This is a genomic window from Marinobacter sp. G5_S1_61_S3, assembly GCF_054968585.1.
On record NZ_JBQKUK010000002.1, the window covers coordinates 250719 to 271918 of the forward strand.

Below are 21200 nucleotides of genomic sequence, written 5' to 3' on the forward strand. Positions count from 1 at the left end.
ATGGGCAATCACCATGACAGCATCGCCCTGGACTGGGTTCGGGGCGAAATACAGGACACGTTGACCCAGGGTCAGCACGCACTGGAAGCGTATGTCGAGAATCGTGACGACACCGCGCGCCTGCGCTTCTGCCTGAACTATCTCCACCAGGTTCACGGTACCCTGCAGATGGTCGAGCTTTACGGCGCGGCCCTGCTGACCGAGGAAATGGAGAAACTGACCCAGGCGGTCCTGAACGAAACCGTCGCCAGTGTGGACGATGCCGTCGATGTGCTGATGCAGGCCATCCTGCAACTGCCCCAGTATCTGGAGCACCTGGCCAGTAGCAAAGACGATTTCCCGATGGTGCTACTGCCATTGCTGAACGATCTCCGTGCTGCACGGGGTGAGTCCCTGCTGTCCGATACATCGCTGTTCAAGCCAGACCTGTCGCCCTCACGGGCAACGGCTGCCGCCAATGTGTCCCAGCGCCTTCAGGATCCGAAGGTACTTGGACATATCCGCAAATTGCGCCAGATGTATCAGTTCGCCCTCGCTGGCGTGATTCGCGAGGCCGACCTGGACGCCCATTTCGATTACATGCAGAAGGTGATCCAGCGGCTGATCCGCCTGTGCCAGAAAACGCCCCGGGGCGAACTCTGGAAAGCAGCCGGAGCATTCGTGGAAACGCTCCAGCAGCATGCGAACCCGGTCAATACAGCCGTGAAGTCCCTGTTGCGCGAGCTGGACGCCGAAATCCGCCGTCTTACAGACGAGCACATTGATATCCTGCAGCAGGCGGTTCCAGAAGCTCTCCTGAAACATCTGCTCTACTACGTTGCTCGTGCTCGCGATCTCGATACACCACTCGTGAGGGAACTGCGCGACAGTTACCGGCTCGATCACGCACTGCCTTCCGACGATGATGTGGACGCCGCCAAGAACCGGGTTTCGGGCCCAGGGCGTGACGCCATCCACTCGGTGGTCAGCGCCCTCAACGAAGAATTGGCCAAACTCAAAGACCAGCTCGATCTGTTTGTGCGCTCCGAGCTACGCCAGAACGATGAACTGGAAGAACTGCTTCCGGGCCTGCGCCAGGTCGCCAATACCCTGGCGGTGCTGGGCCTGGGCATACCCCGCAAGGTCATTACCGAACAGATCGAACTGGTGGAGAAGCTGGCCAACCAGTCTGACTCGGTGGATGACGGCACCCTGATGGATATTGCCGGCGCTCTGCTCTACGTCGAAGCCAGTCTGGCTGGCCTGGACAGTGACCGACAGTCGGAATCGGATGCCACCGGCGACGACACCCAAACCATCAACCTTGGCTCCCGCGAACTGGGTGAAGCCAGCAGCGCTTTGCTGCGGGAGTCCCGCAATACGCTGGAGCAGGTAAAAACGGCCATCGTCAATTTCATCGCTTCCCAATGGGAAACCGGTGAAATCGAACACGTCCCCGGCCTCCTGCACAGCATCCGTGGTGGCCTGAGCCTGATTCCCCTTGACCGCGTGGCCGACATGCTCGCCTCCGCCGAACGTTACATCACCGACGTACTGCTGGGGGGCAAGCAGGTTCCCGACTGGAAACAGCTCGACACGCTGGCCGACGCTATTACCAGTATTGAGTACTATCTGGAGCGGCTCGCCGAGGGCATCAGCGACAATGAGAGCGTACTCGGGGTTGCCGAGGCCAGCCTGAACTCCCTGGGCTTCCCGGTTGGCGAGGAGCCTACCTGGCAGCATCCAACAGCTGACGACGTGCCGGTTATTGATTCGGAAGTACCCGTCGAATCGGTAGAAGCCGAATCCAAGAGCTCCGATAAAGAACTGCTGGATGATGAGATCCTCGGCATTTTCATTGAGGAAGCCGAAGAAGTCCTGGAAACCATCAATGAATTCTATCCTCGCCTGCGCCAAAACCACGACGATCGCGACGCACTGACTGAAGTCCGCCGCGCGTTCCACACCCTCAAGGGCAGTGGCCGGCTCGTGGGCGCAACCAGCATCGGTGAACTGGCATGGTCTGTGGAAAACCTGCTCAACCGGGTGATCGACCAGACGCTACGACCCACCGATGACATGTTCAGCCTGATCGATGACGTCAACAGTCGAATACCTGCGCTGATCAACGACTTCCGTGACGGACAGGCCGATGGCGAGGTTGGAGAGCTGATTGAACGCGCTGAAGCTCTGTCTACCACGCGAAAAACTGACATCGACACCGCATCGGAAGACGGCGGTTCAGCGGATGATGAGCCACCCGCTATCGACAGTGGCAACGACGGCGAAGCTGTCAGTACCGGGCAACCGTCCGCAGCTGAGGTTGAGTTTGACGATGACCTTATCGACGATGAAATTCTCGAGATCTTTATCGAGGAAGCCGGTGAGGTACTGGATACCGTTCGCGAATACCTGCCCATGTTGCTACGTCAGCACGACGACCGCACGGCGCTCTCGGAAGTCCGGCGCGCTTTCCATACCCTGAAGGGAAGTGGTCGGATGGTGGGTGCGCTGGTTGTCGGCGAACTGGCCTGGTCTGTTGAGAACATGCTGAACCGCGTGATTGACGGCAGCATTTTCATGAACGACGACATTGCGGCGCTGCTGGAAGACGTTACCGCGGCCCTGCCGGAATTGGTTGACGATTTCGAGAAACGCCAGCCCCCTTCCCGCGACACATCGAGCATGGAAGCACGCGCCAACGCCCTGGCAAACGGTGAAATTCCCGATGCCAGCACCATGCCTCCGTCTGAGCCACAGTCAGGAGCGACGAACGGAGAAGCCGAGCCAGAATTGACAGCAGCGGAAGAGGAAGACGACACCGTCGTCGACCCAGTGCTGCTGGACATTTTCGAAAGTGAAACCGAAACCCACTTGCAAACCCTGCGGGATTTCCTCGATGCCGCAGGCGACAAAGCGAGCGTTGCTTATACCGATGACCTGTCTCGCGCGCTTCATACCCTCAAAGGCAGCGCACACACCGCCGGTATCGCACCTATTGCCGCGGTGATCACGCCCCTGGAACGCTTCGTCAAGGAAGCCCGGGCACAAAACAAACGGGCCGATCGCGACGTTATAAGCCTGATTGGCGATACCTGTCATTTCCTGACCCAGGGCCTTGGCCAAATTCGGGAGAATCCCCAGGCGGACCTGCCGGGCACCGAAACCTTCCTGGCAAAACTGGAGCAGGTCAGCAATGCCACCCTGCGTGGCGATGGCTCCCGAACCGATGAACCGCAAGAAAGCGCACGACCGCAACTGGTTCAGCTGTTCCTGAACGAAGGTCTGGATATCCTGCTGGATGCCGACCGGATTCTTGATGAGTGGTCGGAAAATCCCGAAGCAACCTCCGCCCTGGACACCCTGCGCAAGGAGCTGCACCTGCTCACTGAGGGCGCACAGGACGCCGGATTGGCCGATGTTGCTGAGCTGTCAGGTGCTCTGAGACAGGTTTACGAGCGTGCCTCAAACCCCGATTTTGTTCCCGATTCGCCTTTCTACGACAGTGTGCGTGCAGGCCATGAACACCTGATCAACATGATGGATCAGGTCGCGGCCGGACTGGCCACCGAGGCCAATGCCGATCTGATTGCCGAGCTGGACACCCTCGCTCCCGCGACGCCCGCAGACAATGAGCCGGATGCGTTTGAGCAGGAGTTCACCGGGGATCTGGAAGAGATCGATCGCAGCCTGGAAGCCGAGGCGGAAGATGCCCCGGAACCCGATGGCGAGCAGCCACCGTTGGCGGACACCGATGAAGACATGGACCAGGAACTCGCGGAGATCTTCCTTGAGGAAGCCCGGGACCTGATCGACAGCACCGCCGATGCCTTGCAGAGCTGGAGCGACAACACCGAAAACCTGGATCTTTTACGCCTTCTACAACGGGACCTGCATACCCTCAAGGGCGGCGCTCGCCTGGCGGATATCCAACCGGTGGGCGATCTTTCCCATGAGCTGGAGAACCTGTTTGAAGGACTGACCGAGCAACGGCTTGCCGTTACCGGTGAGCTTTCCGACCTGCTGTTCCGCTGCCATGATCGACTGGCAGGTATGGTCGATGCCCTTGAGCAACAGGAGCCACCGCGCCCGGCGCCGGACCTGATCAGTGAAATCCACGCCTACATGGACAGCGCCACGGGCTCCAGGCCAGTGACCGATGTCAGAAAGCAGGACGCTGAATCGGAAGATGATGACGAGATTCCGCTGGCCGAATTGGAAGAGGATGATACCGAAGAGCCAGAAACCACGGTGGAGGAACCTGAAGAGGAACACGCCACCGATCTGTCTCACCTGGATCCGGAACTGATCGGCATCTTCCTGGAAGAAGCCTACGACCTGATCAACTCCACAGGCAGCGCGTTACATACCTGGAGTGAAGACCCCAACAATCGCGATGTGGCGGCAGAGCTGCAACGCGATGTGCACACGCTCAAAGGCGGTGCCCGGATGGCGGGCGTCGATGCCATTGGCGACCTGACCCACGTACTTGAAGATTTGTTCGAGAAAGTCGCCGAAGGCCAACTGAACGCCAGCAGCGACATGAACGATCTGTTGTTTGCCTGCCACGACCGATTGGCGCAAATGGTTGAACAGGTTGCCACCCAGAAACCCTGCCCGCCGGCAACAGAACTGGTGGCCAAGGTTGAAGCCATCCTCTCTGGCAAGCCAATACCATCCGCGGAACCTGAAGACCCAGCGGAAGAACCGGAACCCGTCGACGAGGCACCCACAGCCGACGAACAACCGGCATCCGTCACAGAGGCTATTGCAAAGGCCTCCGACGATGACCTGGTTGGCATCTTCCTCGACGAAGGCCTGGAGATTCACGAAGCCATTGGCGAATGCCTGGCCCAGTGGCGCGACGAGCCTGAAGAACTGGCTGGCGTTACCCAGTTGCAGCAGGAGCTGCATACCCTCAAGGGTGGCGCTCGTCTGTCCGATGTCGACCCGATTGCCGATCTGGCCGAGGCCTGGTCTGATGCCCTGGACCCTCTGATCGCCGGTTCCAGCAATCAGTCAATCCTGTTGGAACTCAGTGAAAAAGCGCATGGCACACTGAAAACCATGCTCACCAGCCTGGAAGAGGGCAACAAGCCCACTGCGGACATGGTGTTGGTTGAAGCACTGAACGACGCCCACAAAGTCTCCGGTGACGAGCTGTCCGCGCCCGCCACTCAGGCTGAACCCTCTGCAGACGGTGAAACCGTCGATGCCGAAGTCCTGGAGATTTTCCTGGAAGAGGCCGGCGAGATCCTCGACCAGTTGGAGCAGTTACTGGATGACTGGCGTAAGGACCCGGCTAACCACCACTTTAACCAGGAAGCCCAGCGCGCCCTCCATACCCTTAAAGGTGGTGCGCGGCTGTCGCAGCTTGTCGAGCTGGGCGACCAGGCCCACGCGCTGGAAACGCGGCTGATCGACCTGGGCGGTAATACCCCGGGCGACGAGGCCTGGCAGGCCATCACCAATGACCACGACGCAATTGTGGCGCTGGTGGGAGATATCCGTAAGCGGTTTGAAGACACAGGCGCTGTTCCAGAGCCCGCCAAACCGGACGCAAAAACAGAGAAATTGCCGAAGACCCAGGAGCCGGCGACGGAAGCGCTTGCCAAACCGGAAAAACCGGTCGTACCCGCGCCCAAACCCAACAAGGTTCCGTCCAAGACGCCCGCGAAAGCGGCTGCCGCCCAGCGTGCGCCCCAGGAAACCATCCGGGTCTCCGCGCCGCTGCTGGACGAATTGGTTAACCTGGCCGGTGAAACCAGTATTACCCGTGGTCGACTGGAACAGCAAACCAGCGATTTCAGCCACAACCTGGACGAAATGGCCGCCACCATCGAGCGTCTGCGCGAGCAGCTTCGCCGGATGGAAATCGAAACCGAGACCCAGATCCTGTTCCGCGCAGAGAAAGAGCACGGCCCGGATTACGGCGACGACTTCGACCCGCTTGAGATGGACCGCTATTCCGCCATCCAGCAGCTGTCACGGGCCCTGACGGAGTCATCGTCGGACCTTGCGGATCTGAGGGAAACCCTGTCCGACCGGGTTAGGGACACCGAGACCCTGCTGGTACAACAATCGCGGATCAACACGGAACTCCAGGAAGGTCTGATGAAGACCCGGATGATTCCGTTTGCCTCCATGGTGCCCAGGCTGCGCCGGATTGTCCGTCAGATCAGCGGCGAGCTCAGCAAGAAAGTTGAGTTCGATGTCCGCAACCCGGAAGGGGAAATGGACCGCAACATCCTCGAGCGCATGATCGCGCCGCTGGAGCACATGCTGCGTAACGCACTGGACCACGGCATCGAAAAGCCGGCCGACCGCAAGAAGAACGGCAAGCCGGAGACCGGCGAAGTGACGCTGTCGCTGACCCGCGAAGGTGGTGACGTGGTGTTGCGGATGATCGACGATGGCGCGGGTATTCCCGCCCAGGTCATTCGCGACAAGGCCATTCGCCAGGGCATGATGGCCAAGGACGAGGACCTGAGCGAACGAGAAATCCTGCAGTTCATCCTGCAACCCGGTTTCTCCACCGCCCAGGCCGTTACCCAGATTTCCGGCCGCGGCGTAGGCATGGATGTGGTTGCCAGCGAGATCAAGCAGCTAGGTGGCAGCCTGGACATCGACTCCACCGTTGGCAAGGGCACCGTCTTTACCGTTCGCCTGCCCTTCACCGTATCGGTCAACCGGGCATTGATGGTGTCTACCGGCGAGGACTTCTACGCCATTCCGTTGAACACCATTGAGGGCATCGTTCGGGTCAGTACCTACGAGCTTGAGGAATACTACAAGCCCGACGCACCGATGTACGAATACGCAGGACAGCAGTACCGCCTGCAGTATCTCGGCAGCCTGCTGAACAGTGATCACCATCCCAAGCTGCAGGGTCAGGCCCTGCCGTTACCGGTTATCCTGGTGCGGGGTGCCGAACAGCCCATGGCCCTGCAGGTGGACAGCCTGATGGGTAGTCGCGAAATCGTGGTTAAATCGCTCGGACCGCAGTTCAGTACGGTCAGGGGTGTGTCCGGTGCCACCATTCTGGGTGACGGTAACGTGGTGGTGATTCTCGATCTGCCGGCCATGATCCGTTCCGATATTCTCTCCGAGCGCCAGCGCCTGGCGAACCTTGAGAATGCGAAGGAAGCCTCCCGCCGTGAGGAGCAGTCCACCGTGGTGATGGTGGTGGATGACTCGGTAACAGTGCGCAAGGTAACGTCCCGCCTGCTGGAGCGTAATGGCATGGAAGTGATCACGGCCAAAGACGGCCTGGATGCGGTCGCACAGCTACAGGATCACAAGCCGGATATTATCCTGCTGGATATCGAGATGCCCCGAATGGACGGCTTCGAGGTTGCGAGCTTTGTGCGCCACGATGACAACCTGCGGGACACGCCGATCTGCATGATTACCTCCCGAACCGGTGAGAAACACCGTGAGCGAGCGCTGGCCATTGGCGTCAATGAATACCTCGGCAAGCCTTTCCAGGAAACCGAGCTGCTTGACACCATCACGCGGCTGACCAGGAATCAGTGATGACCGGCCAGCCAGGACGGCCAGCGGTTGGTATCGTCTCGGATATCGTCCTGCAGCGTCATCGCCTGCAGGAAGCCTCGTCCAGGTTCGGCCTGGACGTTTGCTTTTCCGGAGACCCGGATCGCCTGCAGGGCTACCCTGAATTCCCGGAAGCCAGCCTGTGGTTGATTACCCTGGAAGACGAAGCCGATCACCCAGTGCTGTTTGACCACCTGTTGGAGAACACCGAAGCCCCCGTACTGTTTGGTCTCGACCCGGCCCCAAAACCGGGCACCACGGAGTACTTCCGCTGGGAACGCCGGTTGCTGGACAAGCTGGAGCAGTCCCTCGGGCACCTGGAAAAGCTGGATTCCGCGGCCGCTATTGAAGAGCTGGCCACCGAACAACCGCAATCGGAAACCTCTCTCAAACTGCCTCACTGGATCCAGCCGGCCTCAGCGGACCTGCCGGCGGAAGAGGTCTGGATTCTGGGGGCGTCACTGGGCGGCCCGGCCGCGGTGAAAACCTTTCTGGACAGCCTGCCGCCCGGATTACCAGTGGGTTTTATCTATGCCCAACACATCGACAACAATTTCACCGACGTGCTGACTCGCGTGCTGGGCCGTCACGCCCACTACCAGCTCAAACGGGCTGAAACCGGGTATCGTGTTCACAATGGCGATGTTGTGCTGATGCCGGTGGAGCGAGAGTGGACTCTGGACGACAGCGGTGCACTCAGGGAAAGGGAAACACCCTGGCCCGGCCCCTATGGCCCCTCCATTGACCAGGTACTGCTGAACATCGGCGACCATTACGGTGCCCGATGCCATGCCATCATCTTTTCCGGTATGGGCAACGATGGTGCCATTGCCGCGCCATTGCTGAAAGCCTATGGTAGCCGCATATGGGTCCAGGAGAGCGGCAGCTGCGGTAACAGTTCCATGCCGGATTCCGTGGCAGCAACCGGGTGTTCCGTATACTGTGGTACACCGGAACAGCTCGCCCGCGAACTCGTCAAAACGATTGAAGAATCCTGCCTGCTCAAGGGCCGGCAAAAACGGGATTCCGCCTGAGGAAATGAGTGATGAACGATAACAGCCAAACCCTGCCCTGCGTCATGATACCGATGAGCGAGAAGCAATTGCTGCTGCCTAACGTGTCGATTGCGGAAGTGGTGGACTTCGCCAGCTCCGACCCCGCTGCGCATTCACCGGAGTGGCTGGTGGGCGAGCTTGATTGGCGGGGCCTGAACCTGCCGGTGATCTCCTACGATGCCGCGAATGGCGGCAAACTGACCGTGCCCGGTGGCAATCGTGGCCGAATCGTCATACTGAACACCATCGGTGATCACCATAACTCGGTCCCCTTTATGGCGCTGGTCACCCAGGGCATCCCCAGCCAGACACGTCTGACCGAAGATCAGTTGAAGAAGGTTGACGGCGACACCGGCCCTGCCGACCTGATGGCGGTTGAAGTCGAAGGCGAAACCGCCTTTATTCCCGACCTCGGCTACCTTGAGTCATTGGCACTGGAGGCCTCCCGCTAGCGCTCACCGGTGATCATCACACCTGGCACTGTCTTTTGCTAATGTTATAATGTTGCAAATTCTACAGGACAGTGCCCATGTCACCCAGCGCTCTTCCCTATCGACCGCACAATCATGACGCCTGTGTTGCCCAGGCGCTGACAGAGGCCCGAACTATCTGTCAGCAGCACAATGCCCGCCTGACACCCACCCGTGAGCGGGTGCTGGAACTGATCTGGCAATCCCACAAGCCACTTGGCGCCTACGACGTGCTTGCCGTGCTGGCTGCGGATGGTCACAATGCGGCGCCCCCCACGGTGTACCGTGCACTGGATTTTCTGCAGCAGCACGGACTTGTTCACCGGATTGCGTCACTGAACGCATTCGTCGGCTGCACTCACACGGATAAGAACCACCATGGGTTGTTCCTGATCTGCCGTTGTTGCGGCAACGTGCTGGAACTGACGGCGCCCGGCGTATCCGATGCGGTCCAGAGTGCCGCGGCGGACGAGGCTTTCCAGCCAGACAACATGACCATCGAGGTATCCGGCATTTGCCCCGGCTGTAAATCGGACACTGCCCATGACTGATGCATTGGTAGAGCTGAACCGATTAACCGTCAACTTCGATGACCGCCCCGTGGTGGACCGTGTGGATCTGCGAGTCCAGCGCGGGGATATCATCACCATTATCGGCCCCAATGGTGCCGGAAAAACCACACTGATCAAGGCTATACTGGGTATCCAGCCGGTCTCGGGCGGTGCCCTGACTATCGCGCCCGGGCTCACCATCGGTTACGTGCCCCAGCACCTGACACTGGAAACGACACTGCCACTCAGCGTAAAGCGGTTCATGCTGCTCAGTGGCCGATCACACCAGGAGTGCGTTGAAGCGCTGACCAAGACCGGTGTGGAACATTTGCTCGACGCCTCGGTTCATCGATTGTCCGGTGGCGAAAAACAGCGATTGCTGCTCGCGAGGGCGCTGGCTCGCAGGCCAGATCTACTGGTTCTGGACGAACCGGCCCAAGGCGTGGACATCAATGGCCAGGCCTCGCTCTATGAGCTGATCCGTAGCCTGCGGGACGAACTGAACTGCGGTGTGATCATGATCTCCCATGATCTGCATTTGGTCATGGCCGCCACCGACAAGGTTATCTGCCTGAACCAGCACGTCTGCTGCAGCGGGTATCCGGCGGATATCTCCCACGATCCCGCCTTTATCGAAACCTTCGGTCGTCCGGTAGCGGAAAGTCTCGCGGTATACCATCACCACCACAACCACAGCCACGATCTGCATGGCGATGTGGTGTCCGCCGACCACGATGACCACGCGGAGTGCTCCCATGCCCATCATTGATGCCGTGCTCGGCGACTTTTTCTGGCGGGCGCTGATTGGCGGTCTCGGTGTAGCCCTGATCGCCGGTCCGCTGGGCTGCTTCGTGGTGTGGCGGCGGATGGCCTATTTCGGCGACACCCTGGCGCACTCGGCATTGCTGGGCATTGCCCTGAGTTTTCTGATCAGTGTTCCGCTGAATGTGGGGGTTATCGTGACCTGCGTGGTGCTGGCGATTGCCCTGGTGCTGTTCTCTCGCAGCAAGACTCTGGCCACCGATACCCTGCTGGGTATCCTCGCCCATAGTGCCCTGGCCATCGGCCTGGTCACACTCAGCTTCATGCCCGACATTCGAGTGGACCTGACCGGCCTGCTGTTCGGGGACCTGCTGGCCATGAGCCGAAACGACCTGTTGTGGATATACGGCGGTGCCGTCCTGATTCTGGCGTTACTGACTGTACTCTGGCGCGGTCTTCTGATGAGCACCATTCACGAGGAACTGGCGCGGGTTGAGGGCGTACCGGTTGAACGTCTGCGGCTGGTGCTGATGCTGATGTTTTCCATCGTGATCGCAGTGGCCATGAAGATTGTCGGAGTCCTGCTGATTACCGCATTACTGATCATTCCGGCAGCCACCGCCAGAAGATTGGCCGGCAACCCCGAACATATGGTGGGGCTGGCCATCCTGTTCGGTTTTATCGCCGTCAGTGGTGGACTTACGATGTCCTGGCACCTGGACACACCGGCCGGCCCCTCGGTGGTGGTGACGGGTTTTGCCGTATTCCTGCTGGTATACGGTTCGGCACGGCAGGTCCAGACCTGACAGCGATGGATTCCTGAGCAAAGTTTCCCAGGGCACGAGCAGTGGTCTAAAGTATAAGAGCAGGAAGTTCCCTACACGTTCGCCACCGGTTATGGATCAACCTATGGAAAGCCCCAGATTGACAGGGACAGGACACGCTATGGCGCTGCCACACCTGTGGGCGCCCCTGCTGGTATTGTTTGCCGGCCTTGTTGTTACCGGCCTGACCGCGCAGGCGCTTGAGGAACAATCACGGTCACTCGCTGAGCAGGTATACCGCAAGCAGCACAATGCGCTTGTCGCCCGCCTACGTGGGTATGACGAGCTTCCGCCGCTCTATACAGATGGAGTCGCACCAGCCAGAACCATTAATAACGTAGCGCCCGCAGAGCTATGGCTTGCCACTGTGTTCAAGGATGCGGTACCCGGTATGCTCAATTTGCGCGTGGACACCCTGGAGCGGCATACCAAAACCCCCTTGTTCCAGGCCATTCGCGCAGAAAGCCCGGATCGTTCCCAGTCCCTGCGCTCTGAAGTCGAAATTGGAGATCATCGCTGGCTGGTAACCACACTGCCGGATTCCGGATTCCTGTCTCAACCTGCCCGCCGTTCCTTCCGTTTTATCTGGCTTGCGGGGCTGGCGATGACGGTGCTGGCGACGGTGGTCGTGGTTTTCCTGTGCCTGCGCATCCGCCGGTGGCAAAGCCACTACCGAAACGCCGAAAAAGTATCCCACGGGTACGAACAGCAACTGAACAACATGCAGGTTGAAAAATCGATCCTGCGGCAGGCATTGAATGACAGCGAACAACGCAGCCGGGACCTGGTCGCCCTTTCCGGCGCAACGATCTGTGAGCTGGATGAAAAGGCACTGACCGGATACATTTCACCCCAGGTGGTGGAGCTTCTGAATAAGGCACCGGCGGACCTGGCCGGCACCCCATTCGAGCAATTGGTCGACCCCACCTACGTGGAAAACTTCCTCAGGACCCTACAGGCGTCCCGCCAGGAGCGACAAATACAGCGTATCGACCTCAAGCTGTTGGATGCCGATGATCGCCAAGTCTCTGTTACGCTGAGAGTACTGGCATTGCAGGATACGCTACACGGTTTCAGCGGTTACCGGCTAAGCCTCCAGCCCGGTATTCAGGCACCCTGATCCAGGGTTTTGTGGGTGCCGTCGCACAACGGCGGGTTGCCGGTGTGCTTGCAGCCGCAGAACCACACCCATTCTTTCTTTTCAGCCGTGTATTTAACCGGCGTAAATCCTGTTCCCTTGTGGGAGCCGTCACAGAATGGCTGGCTGTTACTGCGGCCACAGGCGCACCAGAAGTAGTTCTTGCCGCCCTCGACCAGCACTGAACACGGCGTGGTTCTGGGAATTTCCGGCTTCTCATCAGTCATTGGTCAGCCCCTGCTTTATTCTTTTGTATCCAAGGGCAGTATAGTCAAAGCGGAGCGTATTGCCTGCGCTCAGCGCTTCCCATCCAGAGGTCGAATGACGTCCTTCAGACGCCCGGATTCCACCAATTCCATGAACTCGTCACCCAACCGGTCGCTTTCGGCAATCGCCTTGCGCCACGCGCGCTCGCGGCCAGCGTCGTCTCCGATGTAGCGCTCGAAGTCCTTCCGGTCTGGCAGTTTCCGGTCTGGCAGGGATTCCAGATATTCCGGGGAGGGTGACACCAACAGTACATCCTGCAGCCGGGTGGCATCGCCGCGACGCCAGGGCAGGGTTTTGTCGAACCAGCCCGGAACCACCTTATCGGTGAAGTGGGGATAGAGGATCACCCCGGGCTGTTCGTACGGCAGGTCAAGATGGTAATCCAACAGGCCCCCGTCCCGATATAACCCATCAGGAGCGCCGGGAATGTTGCGGACACCGGACATCACCATGGGTATGGACGCAGACGCAAGCAGCGCTGACATCAGGTTATCGCGGCTCAATGGCACTTCATGGCTGGGAAAATCCACCAGCTTGGCCAGGGGTGCTTTCACTCGCGCATCATGGATGATGCCCCGCTCCATGAACCGGCCCAGATGTCGGCGGCTGACCATGTTGGCACTGATGGCATTCATCAGGCCCAGACTGAGGCGCCCCCTGGTATCGTGCTCCAGCATGCCGCGGCTGCGAACCACAACAACGTTCAGGCGGTACCAGGGATGATTGAGAATGTGGTCTTCATGGCCCCCCAGCAGTTCTTCCAGAAACAACACACTCTTGCGGCTGACTTCCGCCATGCTGACGCCTTTGGCGAAGCGCTGGGATGTGTAGAGGTCCGCCAGCCGGGCCAGCTGCGCCTTGGGGTCATCCGTCGAGGCCACCGCTGCAAATCGCCAACTGCCAATGGAAGAGCCAATCAGCGAGCGCTCCTGTGGCGCCCTGGGCAGAAAGTCCCCAAAGATGGCTTTATCCAGGCCGGAAATGCCCAACGCCTTCGGGCCACCCGCTGCGCCAGGGATGACGTGCACGTCGCCCGCCGCAAACGGTTGCTCCCGCAACCGCTCAAAAGCACGGCGGCCGGCGCGTATGGTCAATGCGGGAGAACGGGTGTGTACTGCGCTCATAACGGCTCCTTGTTCCGAGCCCGCCAGTTTAGCGAACTGGGCTCCCGGCAGCCAGAGCGCGATTCTCGCCCGTTGAAAGGTGTAAAACCAACTACCTTCCCGTGAAGGCCGTGCTAGACTTTGCAAAAGCCCGGATCAAGGAATGCGGGCCCACCACAAACAGCGGGAGTGTGCTGTGAATCCTCTTGCCACTACAGACAACCTGGCCACCAACCCCACCCTGGCCGTGATTGGTTTTAAGCGTCAGATCGTCTATCACCTGCATTTCTGGGCTTTTATTGCCGTCGCTCCGCTGGTGATGGTGCAATGGCAAAAAGGCAATGTTCTGCTGGCATCGCTTCTTATTCTGTTCTGCCTGAATGCAGTGGCCGTTATTGCATTCCTTCGATTCCGCGGTGTCTATTTTCTCCAGGGGCGCCTGTTCCCGACATTGGCAGTGGTCTGCGCGGTGTACTCCACCCTGATCAATGGCCACGCCGGGCTGTACTGGGCATACCCGGCCGCCGCCGCACTGTTTTTTTTGCTTCCGTTGAAGGAGGCCACCGCCAGCAATATCGTGTTTGTAGTCAGCATGTCCGTTGTGTCGTTTATTACGTTTCCAGAAGCGGATTTCTGGCGTATCACCTTTTCCCTCGGCCTGACCTGCCTGTTCGTGATGATCTTTGCCTGGCTGGTGGGCCGCCTGCAGGTCGAGCTGACTCGCCTGGCCACCACCGATCCCCTGACCGGCTGCCTCAACCGCTCGCAATTGGCGGATATTCTCAACGGCCAAATCCAGATGCGTGAGCGATACGAGCGAGTGTCCAGTCTCATATTGCTGGATCTGGATTACTTCAAGATGATCAACGATCGTTGGGGCCACCTGGCCGGTGACAAGGTGCTACAGGAGCTGACACTGCGGATTGGCAGGCGGCTGAGAGAGAGCGACCGTCTGTTCCGTATTGGCGGTGAGGAATTCATGCTGGTACTACCGGAAACCCGCCAGAAGGATGCTGACAAAGTCGCGCGGGAATTGCTGACCAGCATCAGTGCCCGCCCGTTCGTAGAAGGGATACAGATCACAGCCAGCGCGAGTGTGGCGGAAGTCGGCAAGGGTGAAACCTGGTCGGTCTGGCTGAACCGGGCGGATCAGGCACTCTACGAAGCCAAGGCGAGAGGCCGTAACCAAGTAGTCAGCGCCGCCAGGAGACCGCACGAGCAACCACCCGAAGATACTGAAGACAAAGCGTTGGCCAACGACCTGTAGCACCTCGGGCCTTACTCCGACTGCTTGCAGAAGTCCCGCCACGCCCGATACACCTCACCGGTAGATTCGAAATGAGGGTAGTGACCGACGTTGCGAAGGCTCACCACGTCCGCGTTCGGCACCAGCTCCCGGTAACGTCTGGCCATAGCGGAACCGGACACCGGGTCCGCCACACCCGAGATCAGCCTCATTGGCTGTTCTGCCTTCTGTAAGGCACCCACCCAGCGGTTACGATGGCAACGGCGCTCTTCCATGAAGTGAATCAGGTTATGCAGAATTCCGCGGCCATTGTTGTAGGTCAACAGGTACCAGAAGTCATCCATATCTTTCCGTGACGGCGGGGTCTCCGGGCCAAACAGACGCCGGAAGTTGCGTTCGAAGGTACGACGGGTGAGACCGCGACTGATCAGGCCACCGAGAGGGCTGCCCAGGAGCTTCTGAATTAACAGTGGACTGTGGACTTCCGGAAACAGGGCGCCGTTGAGAAAGCCGACCCGGGCGATGGAGAAAGGCAGCAACCCTTCCTGATCCCTGGCCAACAGTTCCTGGGCCACGCTGCCGCCATAATCGTGGGCCAACAGACTGACTGTCTTCAATCCCAGACCGGCGATCCAGCCCTCGAACATGTCGGCCTGGTCTTCGATGCTGTAGTCGTACAGTGCCGGCTTATCGGAAAAGCCAAAGCCCAGCATGTCGAGGGTGAACAAGCTGTGATGCTGCTGCAGCATTGGCCACAGCCGGCTCCAGTCCCAGCTGGCCGTCGGAAAGCCATGCAGCAAAACCACGGGATCGCCCTGGCCCGCCATTCTGCTGAAGATCGCGTGGCCGCCATAGGAAAACCACTTGCCCTCCTGTTGCCACCATTCCAGTGTCGCATTCCCTGCGCCGGGGGCGGCACCCCGAACTCCCGGTATTACCTGTTCCATTGCGGTTTCCTGAAACCAGCCTGAGACTGAAACTCTAAATCAAACCAACCGCCCCTGCCAGATCTGGTCCGACAATTTGCGAACCAGAGCGTTCCGGGGTGGTCTTTTCGCCCTGTGTGGTCGTAAATCTGGAGGGCGCGGGCAAATTCCCTTAAGCTTTCGCCCTGAACTGATTCATTTAACCGGAAGCGACTATGACCAACAAGCTCGACGACCTGGCCAGCCATTTTCAGCAGATCATTGCAGGCCTGGGCGAAAACCCTGATCGCGAGGGACTTCAGGACACCCCCATACGGGCAGCCAAGGCTATGCAGTTCCTGACGCAGGGTTACAAGCAAAGCCTGGATACATTGGTCAATAACGCGGTTTTCGAGTCCGCCATGGACGAAATGGTCGTGGTTCAGGACATTGAGCTGTACAGCATGTGCGAGCATCACATGTTGCCGTTCATCGGAAAATGTCACATTGCCTACCTGCCCAATGGCAAGGTGCTGGGCCTGTCCAAGTTTGCCCGTATCGTCGACATGTACGCTCGCCGGTTGCAGATCCAGGAAAACCTGACTCGCGAAATCGCCGAGGCCATTGAGGCGGTGACCGGCGCCAAGGGCGTGGCTGTGGTTATTGAAGCCCAACACATGTGCATGATGATGCGTGGCGTTGAAAAGCAGAATTCCCGCATGAAAACCTCGATGATGCTGGGCCAGTTCCGCAGGTCGCAAGCCACGCGCACTGAGTTCCTGACCCTGATTCGGGATCGCTGAACATCCATTGTTGACCAGGAGGCCAGATGACTGCAGTGACCGGAAATCACCAGGCAACCGTACGCATCAAGGATTTGCTGCTGCGCGCCTATATCGGCATCAAGGAAGAAGAGATCAACAACCAGCAGGATGTTCTGATCAACGTCTGCCTGACCTATGATGCGGCGGCCGCCATCAACGAGAATGACATTCGCGCGGCGCTGAACTACCGCACCATTACCAAGCAGATCATCGGCCACGTGGACGGCAACCGTTTTGCCCTGCTGGAACGGCTGACCCACGAGGTGCTCAGTATTGTCATGGAGCACGAAGCGGTTCACTGGGCGGCAGTGGAAATCGACAAACCCCATGCGCTACGCTATGCCGAGTCGGTGTCCGTTCGCCTTGAGGCACACCGGGATTCCTGAAGAGTTGATATCGCATGTCCCGAAACAGTCCTGAACAACTGCGCGAAATTCTGGAAACCGTCCGCACGATTGCGCTCGTGGGCGCCAGTGACAAACCCCACCGCCCCAGCCATGAAGTAATGGCCTACCTGCAGGGACGTGGCTACCGGGTAATCCCTGTAAACCCGCGGCTGGCTGGCAAGACGCTATTGGGCGAAACCGTCTACGCTGATCTTGCATCCGTTCCCGGGACAATCGACATGGCCGACCTGTTCCTTGCACCGAACCACACCGACCCTGTTATCGATGCCGCCATTGAAAAGGGCATTCCGGTTGTCTGGATGCAGATTGGTGTGATCAACGAAACCGGGGCCCGAAGAGCGGAAAACGCTGGCATATCAGTGGTCATGGACCGGTGTCCCAAGCAGGAAATCCCCCGCCTGTTCTGAAGACAGCACTTCTGCCATAATCTAGCCAGACAATCAGAAGACTGGCAGAGCCATGTGGTTCCGACGTAAAACCAGCGCACCACCTTCACGAAAACCGATTGCCCGTTCGCAGGCAGGTTTGCTTGACCCTGACGCCCAAACCAGAGTTGAGCGCGTCCGTCTGCCCGTCGATCTGCTGACTTACGGCATGCGCATCGTCAAGCTGGACCGACCCTGGATCGAAGTGCCCGTACTGTTCCAGGGTTTCACTCTTGAGAACGACCACCAGGCTCGCATACTCCGTCAGTACTGCGAATGGGCGCTGGTTGAAGGCGACGAGCAAGTGTTGGCTGAGGCCCTGGCAAGGGTCACCAGTCACAAACAGCGCACGGCTACCCCACTTCCGGAAACCCGCTCCCTCGCGGAAGAGATCCCCCGCGCCAACCAGGTATGGGGCAAGACCCAGGCATTCGTGGAACAGATCACCCTTGCCATTGAACGGGGCAATGACCTGAACCTGCAAGACGCCCGCCCGGTTATCCGGGAATGCGTGGAAAGTATCAAAGCCAACGCCAGTGCAATGTTCTGGATGAGCCGCATCAAGTCCCGCGACGCCTATACCGCGGAACACTGTTTGCGGGTGGCCATCTTTACCGTTGCCTTCGCACGCTTTCTGGGCCTGCCCGACGAGGACCTGGAAATTGCCGGTATGTGCGGACTGCTTCACGACCTGGGCAAGCTTAAGGTTCCTGACGAAATTCTTAATAAACCTGGCGCTCTGAGCCCGGCTGAATATGCGATCATGCAACAGCACACGACGTTCGGCTATGAGCTGCTGAGCTCTGACCCGAAGCTGGATCCGATTATCGGGGACGTGACCCGTCACCACCATGAGCGCATGGATGGCCGCGGCTATCCGCAGCAACTGGAGGACTGGCAGATCAGCCGCTTTGCGAGACTGGTCTCCATTGTTGACGCCTTCGACGCCATGACCAGTGACCGCTGTTACCGAGACGGAATTCCGGCGTCTGATGCCATCCGCGTGCTGTACCGCAATCGGGGCCGCCAGTTCGATGCTGACATGGTGGAAGCCTTTATTCGCATGGTGGGCATCTATCCTCCCGGAACACTGGTGGAGCTCAATAGCGGAGAAGTAGCGCTGATCGTAACGGTGCATCCAGGTAAAAAACTGAAACCGAGGATTGAGATACTGATGGATGCCAACAAAAAGCCGGTCCCTCCCCGAATCGTTGACCTGGCAAACCCGACTACCGATGAGCAGCAGGCGATTCACCATCCGTTGCCGGATGGTGCTTTCGGAATTTCACTGAAGGGAAGGATTCAGCAATTGGTAACAGATCATAGCGTTTATCCCTCATAATTAGATGAATACGGCCGATATGTTAGTCACTCACCTCATCAACCGGAGCATTTTGTGGACAAACCTGCATCGGCGCTAACCCTGTTCGTGAGGGGATTGCTGAACCCGGCGTTTCCGGCACTGATTTTCCTGGTGTTCCTGGGAATCGCCCTGGTTTTGCAGTACGGCATCGAAAAACAGGACCACACCCAAATCCAGTCCAATCTTGGCAGCGAGGCCAGTTCCATGGCAAAGCGGCTGGAGCGGGAATTCCGTGTTCACGCAAACTCCATCAGCCGCATGGCGAAACGATTTGAAGCCTTACCGGACACGCCAAAAGAAATCTGGGAGCAAGACGCCCGCCGATACCTGTCAGATTTTGGCGTCTACCAGGCGATCGAGTGGATTGACCGCGATTATGTCATCCGCTGGATGGTGCCGATCGAAGGTAACGAAGACGCCATTGGTTTCAATGTGGCCTTCTCCCCGGAGCGGCGTGCTTCGCTTCAGAAAGCACAGATGACCGGTGATCTGGATATATCTGGCGTCATTGATCTGAAGCAGGGCGGCAAGGGCATGGTCATCTATGCGCCCATATCCACCGGTGACGCCAACAACGGCTTTATTGCCGGCGTGTTCCGGATGGAAACCCTGGCTAATTACATGCTTTCCAACCGCGCCCTGACCTCCTTCCACATCGAAATCCGGGAAAAAGGCGAACCCGCCTATGTGCTTAACGATTCAATGGAAACAGACTCCAGGTTCTCCCGCACCCTGGATGTTGACCTGCCAACACTCGATTGGACACTGGCGGTAACCCCCTCCATCTCGTGGGTCGAGGAACAACGCAGCCGCTGGCCATTTGTGACCTTCATCGTCATGCTGTTCATGGGCCTGCTGACCAGCCTTACCACACTCCTGGTGCAGCTGACTCTCAAGCGCAACCATGCACTGCTGAAAACCCGCCGGGAGCTGGATGCGGAAATCAGCCAACGTCAGGCGGTGCAAAAAGATCTCGCTCGCCTGGAAACCACAGATGCGCTGACCGGCCTCGCCAATCGTCGTTTTTTCATGGAAGACTTGGCGCACACCCTAAGCATCGCCGACCGTCAGATGCGCCAGGCAGCGCTGGTGATGATCGACCTGGACCGGTTCCAAACGCTCAACGATTCTCTCGGCCATCAATTCGGCGACGAACTGCTCATCAAAGTCGCTGAACGCCTGAATGCCCTGAGCGACGAAAAAGTGATGGTGGCCTATTCCGGCGGCGATGAGTTCATGGTGTGCCAGCAGCATGTTGAAAACATTGATGATGTAATCAATCTGCTGGGCCAGATCAAGCAATGCTTTGAAGAGCCGTTTGCCGTGCAGGGTGAGGAACATAGTATCACTGCCACTATGGGCGTGGCTGTCTATCCTCAAAGCGGCCTGGATGCCGATACCTTGCTGCGCAATGCCGATGTGGCGCTCTACCGCGCCAAGGAACAGGGCCGCAACACCTATCAGTTCTACACCGAGGGCATGCAGGACCGGGAGGTCATGCGCCTGGAATTGGACAAGGATCTTAACCACGCGCTGGCCAACGACGAGTTCGTGCTCTATTTCCAACCGCAACTGGATCTCAACGACTCGTCCATCAACAGCGTGGAGGCTTTGATACGCTGGCAGCATCCTCGCCGTGGCCTGTTGCCACCAGTGGACTTCATTCCCCTGGCGGAGGAAAGCGGCCGCATTACCGACATTGGTCGCTGGGTGGTCATGGCCGCCTGTCGGCAACTGGCGAAATGGCAGAAAGGCCCCTACTCCCATCTGCGCATTGCGGTGAATCTCTCTGGGCGCGAACTGGATGACGAAAGCATTGTCGACCATATCCAGGAAGCGCTGGAAAGCAATGGCGTTCCCGCGAGCCGGCTGGAGGTGGAGCTGACCGAAGAGATCTTCATCCAGAATATCGAGCACAACCTGAACCAGCTGACCAAGCTACACAAGCTGGGCGTGCACCTGGCCATTGATGACTTCGGCGTGGGTTACTCTTCGCTGGGTTACCTGCGGGATTTCCCAGTGGACCTGCTGAAGATCGACCGCTCCTTCATTACCGACGTTACCGAGCGCCACGACGACGCAGTGATTACCCGCGCGGTGATTAACCTGGCCCATAACCTGGGCATCCAGGTGGTGGCGGAGGGCGTGGAAACCCATGAGCAGCTGACTTTCCTCAAGAATCACCGCTGCGATCTGATTCAGGGTTACCTGATCAGCCGCCCGATTCCGGCAGGTGAACTGGAGCGAGCGCTGACTGCTGGTTTGCTGGATATCGACACGCCGGTTGGTAGCTGATTGAAATGAGTGCCGCAATTCACCACTATTGC

At 58.6% G+C, this 21200-nt stretch carries 16 protein-coding genes; 13 read left to right on the plus strand and 3 right to left on the minus strand.

Annotated features, from left to right (window positions below):
- The 7 genes from ACTRWH_RS02660 to ACTRWH_RS02690 all read left to right on the plus strand — a co-directional run bounded on the left by ACTRWH_RS02660 (position 1) and on the right by ACTRWH_RS02690 (position 12315).
- Positions 1 to 7515, plus strand: a complete 7515-nt coding sequence (locus tag ACTRWH_RS02660; protein WP_462825844.1) for an Hpt domain-containing protein — start codon at positions 1 to 3, stop codon at positions 7513 to 7515.
- A complete protein-coding gene (locus ACTRWH_RS02665) occupies positions 7515 to 8567 on the plus strand; it encodes a chemotaxis protein CheB (protein WP_462825845.1) in 1053 nt (350 codons plus the stop codon). The genes ACTRWH_RS02660 and ACTRWH_RS02665 overlap by 1 nt, the downstream gene beginning before the upstream one ends.
- 11 nt (positions 8568 to 8578) lie before the next feature.
- A complete protein-coding gene (locus ACTRWH_RS02670; protein ID WP_036211395.1) occupies positions 8579 to 9040 on the plus strand; it encodes a chemotaxis protein CheW in 462 nt (153 codons plus the stop codon).
- A gap of 77 nt (positions 9041 to 9117) precedes the next feature.
- Entirely contained in the window at positions 9118 to 9609 is a 492-nt protein-coding gene (locus ACTRWH_RS02675) for a Fur family transcriptional regulator (protein WP_036211398.1), read from the plus strand.
- On the plus strand, positions 9602 to 10378 hold the full coding sequence (gene znuC, locus ACTRWH_RS02680; RefSeq protein ID WP_036211401.1) for a zinc ABC transporter ATP-binding protein ZnuC: 777 nt from the start codon (positions 9602 to 9604) through the stop codon (positions 10376 to 10378). The genes ACTRWH_RS02675 and znuC overlap by 8 nt, the downstream gene beginning before the upstream one ends.
- The gene (locus ACTRWH_RS02685; protein ID WP_036211404.1) at positions 10365 to 11177 is read left to right on the plus strand and encodes an iron chelate uptake ABC transporter family permease subunit; all 813 of its coding nucleotides are present in this window, start codon (positions 10365 to 10367) and stop codon (positions 11175 to 11177) included. The genes znuC and ACTRWH_RS02685 overlap by 14 nt, the downstream gene beginning before the upstream one ends.
- 139 nt (positions 11178 to 11316) lie before the next feature.
- On the plus strand, positions 11317 to 12315 hold the full coding sequence (locus tag ACTRWH_RS02690) for a PAS domain-containing protein (RefSeq protein WP_051947083.1): 999 nt from the start codon (positions 11317 to 11319) through the stop codon (positions 12313 to 12315).
- Here the strand turns inward: ACTRWH_RS02690 and ACTRWH_RS02695 are convergent.
- A complete protein-coding gene (locus ACTRWH_RS02695) occupies positions 12303 to 12560 on the minus strand; it encodes a CDGSH iron-sulfur domain-containing protein (protein ID WP_036211407.1) in 258 nt (85 codons plus the stop codon). The two genes, ACTRWH_RS02690 and ACTRWH_RS02695, sit on opposite strands and share 13 nt — an antisense overlap.
- Before the next feature lie 69 nt (positions 12561 to 12629).
- Complete coding sequence (locus tag ACTRWH_RS02700) at positions 12630 to 13724, minus strand: patatin-like phospholipase family protein (protein WP_036211410.1); 1095 nt, start codon at positions 13722 to 13724, stop codon at positions 12630 to 12632.
- Positions 13725 to 13866: 142 nt separating this feature from the next.
- Between ACTRWH_RS02700 and ACTRWH_RS02705 the strand changes: the two genes are divergently transcribed.
- Positions 13867 to 14970 carry a GGDEF domain-containing protein gene (locus ACTRWH_RS02705; RefSeq protein ID WP_051947084.1) on the plus strand — a complete coding sequence of 368 codons (1104 nt, stop codon included), beginning with the start codon at positions 13867 to 13869 and terminating at the stop codon, positions 14968 to 14970.
- Between the two features lie 11 nt (positions 14971 to 14981).
- Here ACTRWH_RS02705 and ACTRWH_RS02710 read toward each other — a convergent pair whose 3' ends face one another.
- The gene (locus tag ACTRWH_RS02710) at positions 14982 to 15896 is read right to left on the minus strand and encodes an alpha/beta fold hydrolase (RefSeq protein ID WP_462825846.1); all 915 of its coding nucleotides are present in this window, start codon (positions 15894 to 15896) and stop codon (positions 14982 to 14984) included.
- Positions 15897 to 16090: 194 nt separating this feature from the next.
- On the opposite strand from ACTRWH_RS02710, the gene folE reads away from it, so the two are divergent.
- From folE to ACTRWH_RS02735, 5 genes are read left to right on the plus strand one after another with little or no spacing between them, the layout of a single operon-like run.
- Positions 16091 to 16657 carry a GTP cyclohydrolase I FolE gene (folE, locus tag ACTRWH_RS02715; protein WP_075194694.1) on the plus strand — a complete coding sequence of 189 codons (567 nt, stop codon included), beginning with the start codon at positions 16091 to 16093 and terminating at the stop codon, positions 16655 to 16657.
- Positions 16658 to 16683: 26 nt separating this feature from the next.
- The gene (folX, locus tag ACTRWH_RS02720; RefSeq protein ID WP_036211420.1) at positions 16684 to 17064 is read left to right on the plus strand and encodes a dihydroneopterin triphosphate 2'-epimerase; all 381 of its coding nucleotides are present in this window, start codon (positions 16684 to 16686) and stop codon (positions 17062 to 17064) included.
- 14 nt (positions 17065 to 17078) lie between these two features.
- Complete coding sequence (locus tag ACTRWH_RS02725; protein ID WP_036211423.1) at positions 17079 to 17492, plus strand: CoA-binding protein; 414 nt, start codon at positions 17079 to 17081, stop codon at positions 17490 to 17492.
- A gap of 52 nt (positions 17493 to 17544) precedes the next feature.
- Positions 17545 to 18852: an HD domain-containing phosphohydrolase gene (locus ACTRWH_RS02730; RefSeq protein ID WP_462825849.1), complete on the plus strand. Its 1308-nt coding sequence runs from the start codon at positions 17545 to 17547 to the stop codon at positions 18850 to 18852.
- Between the two features lie 54 nt (positions 18853 to 18906).
- Positions 18907 to 21168, plus strand: a complete 2262-nt coding sequence (locus tag ACTRWH_RS02735) for an EAL domain-containing protein (RefSeq protein WP_462825850.1) — start codon at positions 18907 to 18909, stop codon at positions 21166 to 21168.
- The last annotated feature ends 32 nt before the right edge of the window (positions 21169 to 21200 follow it).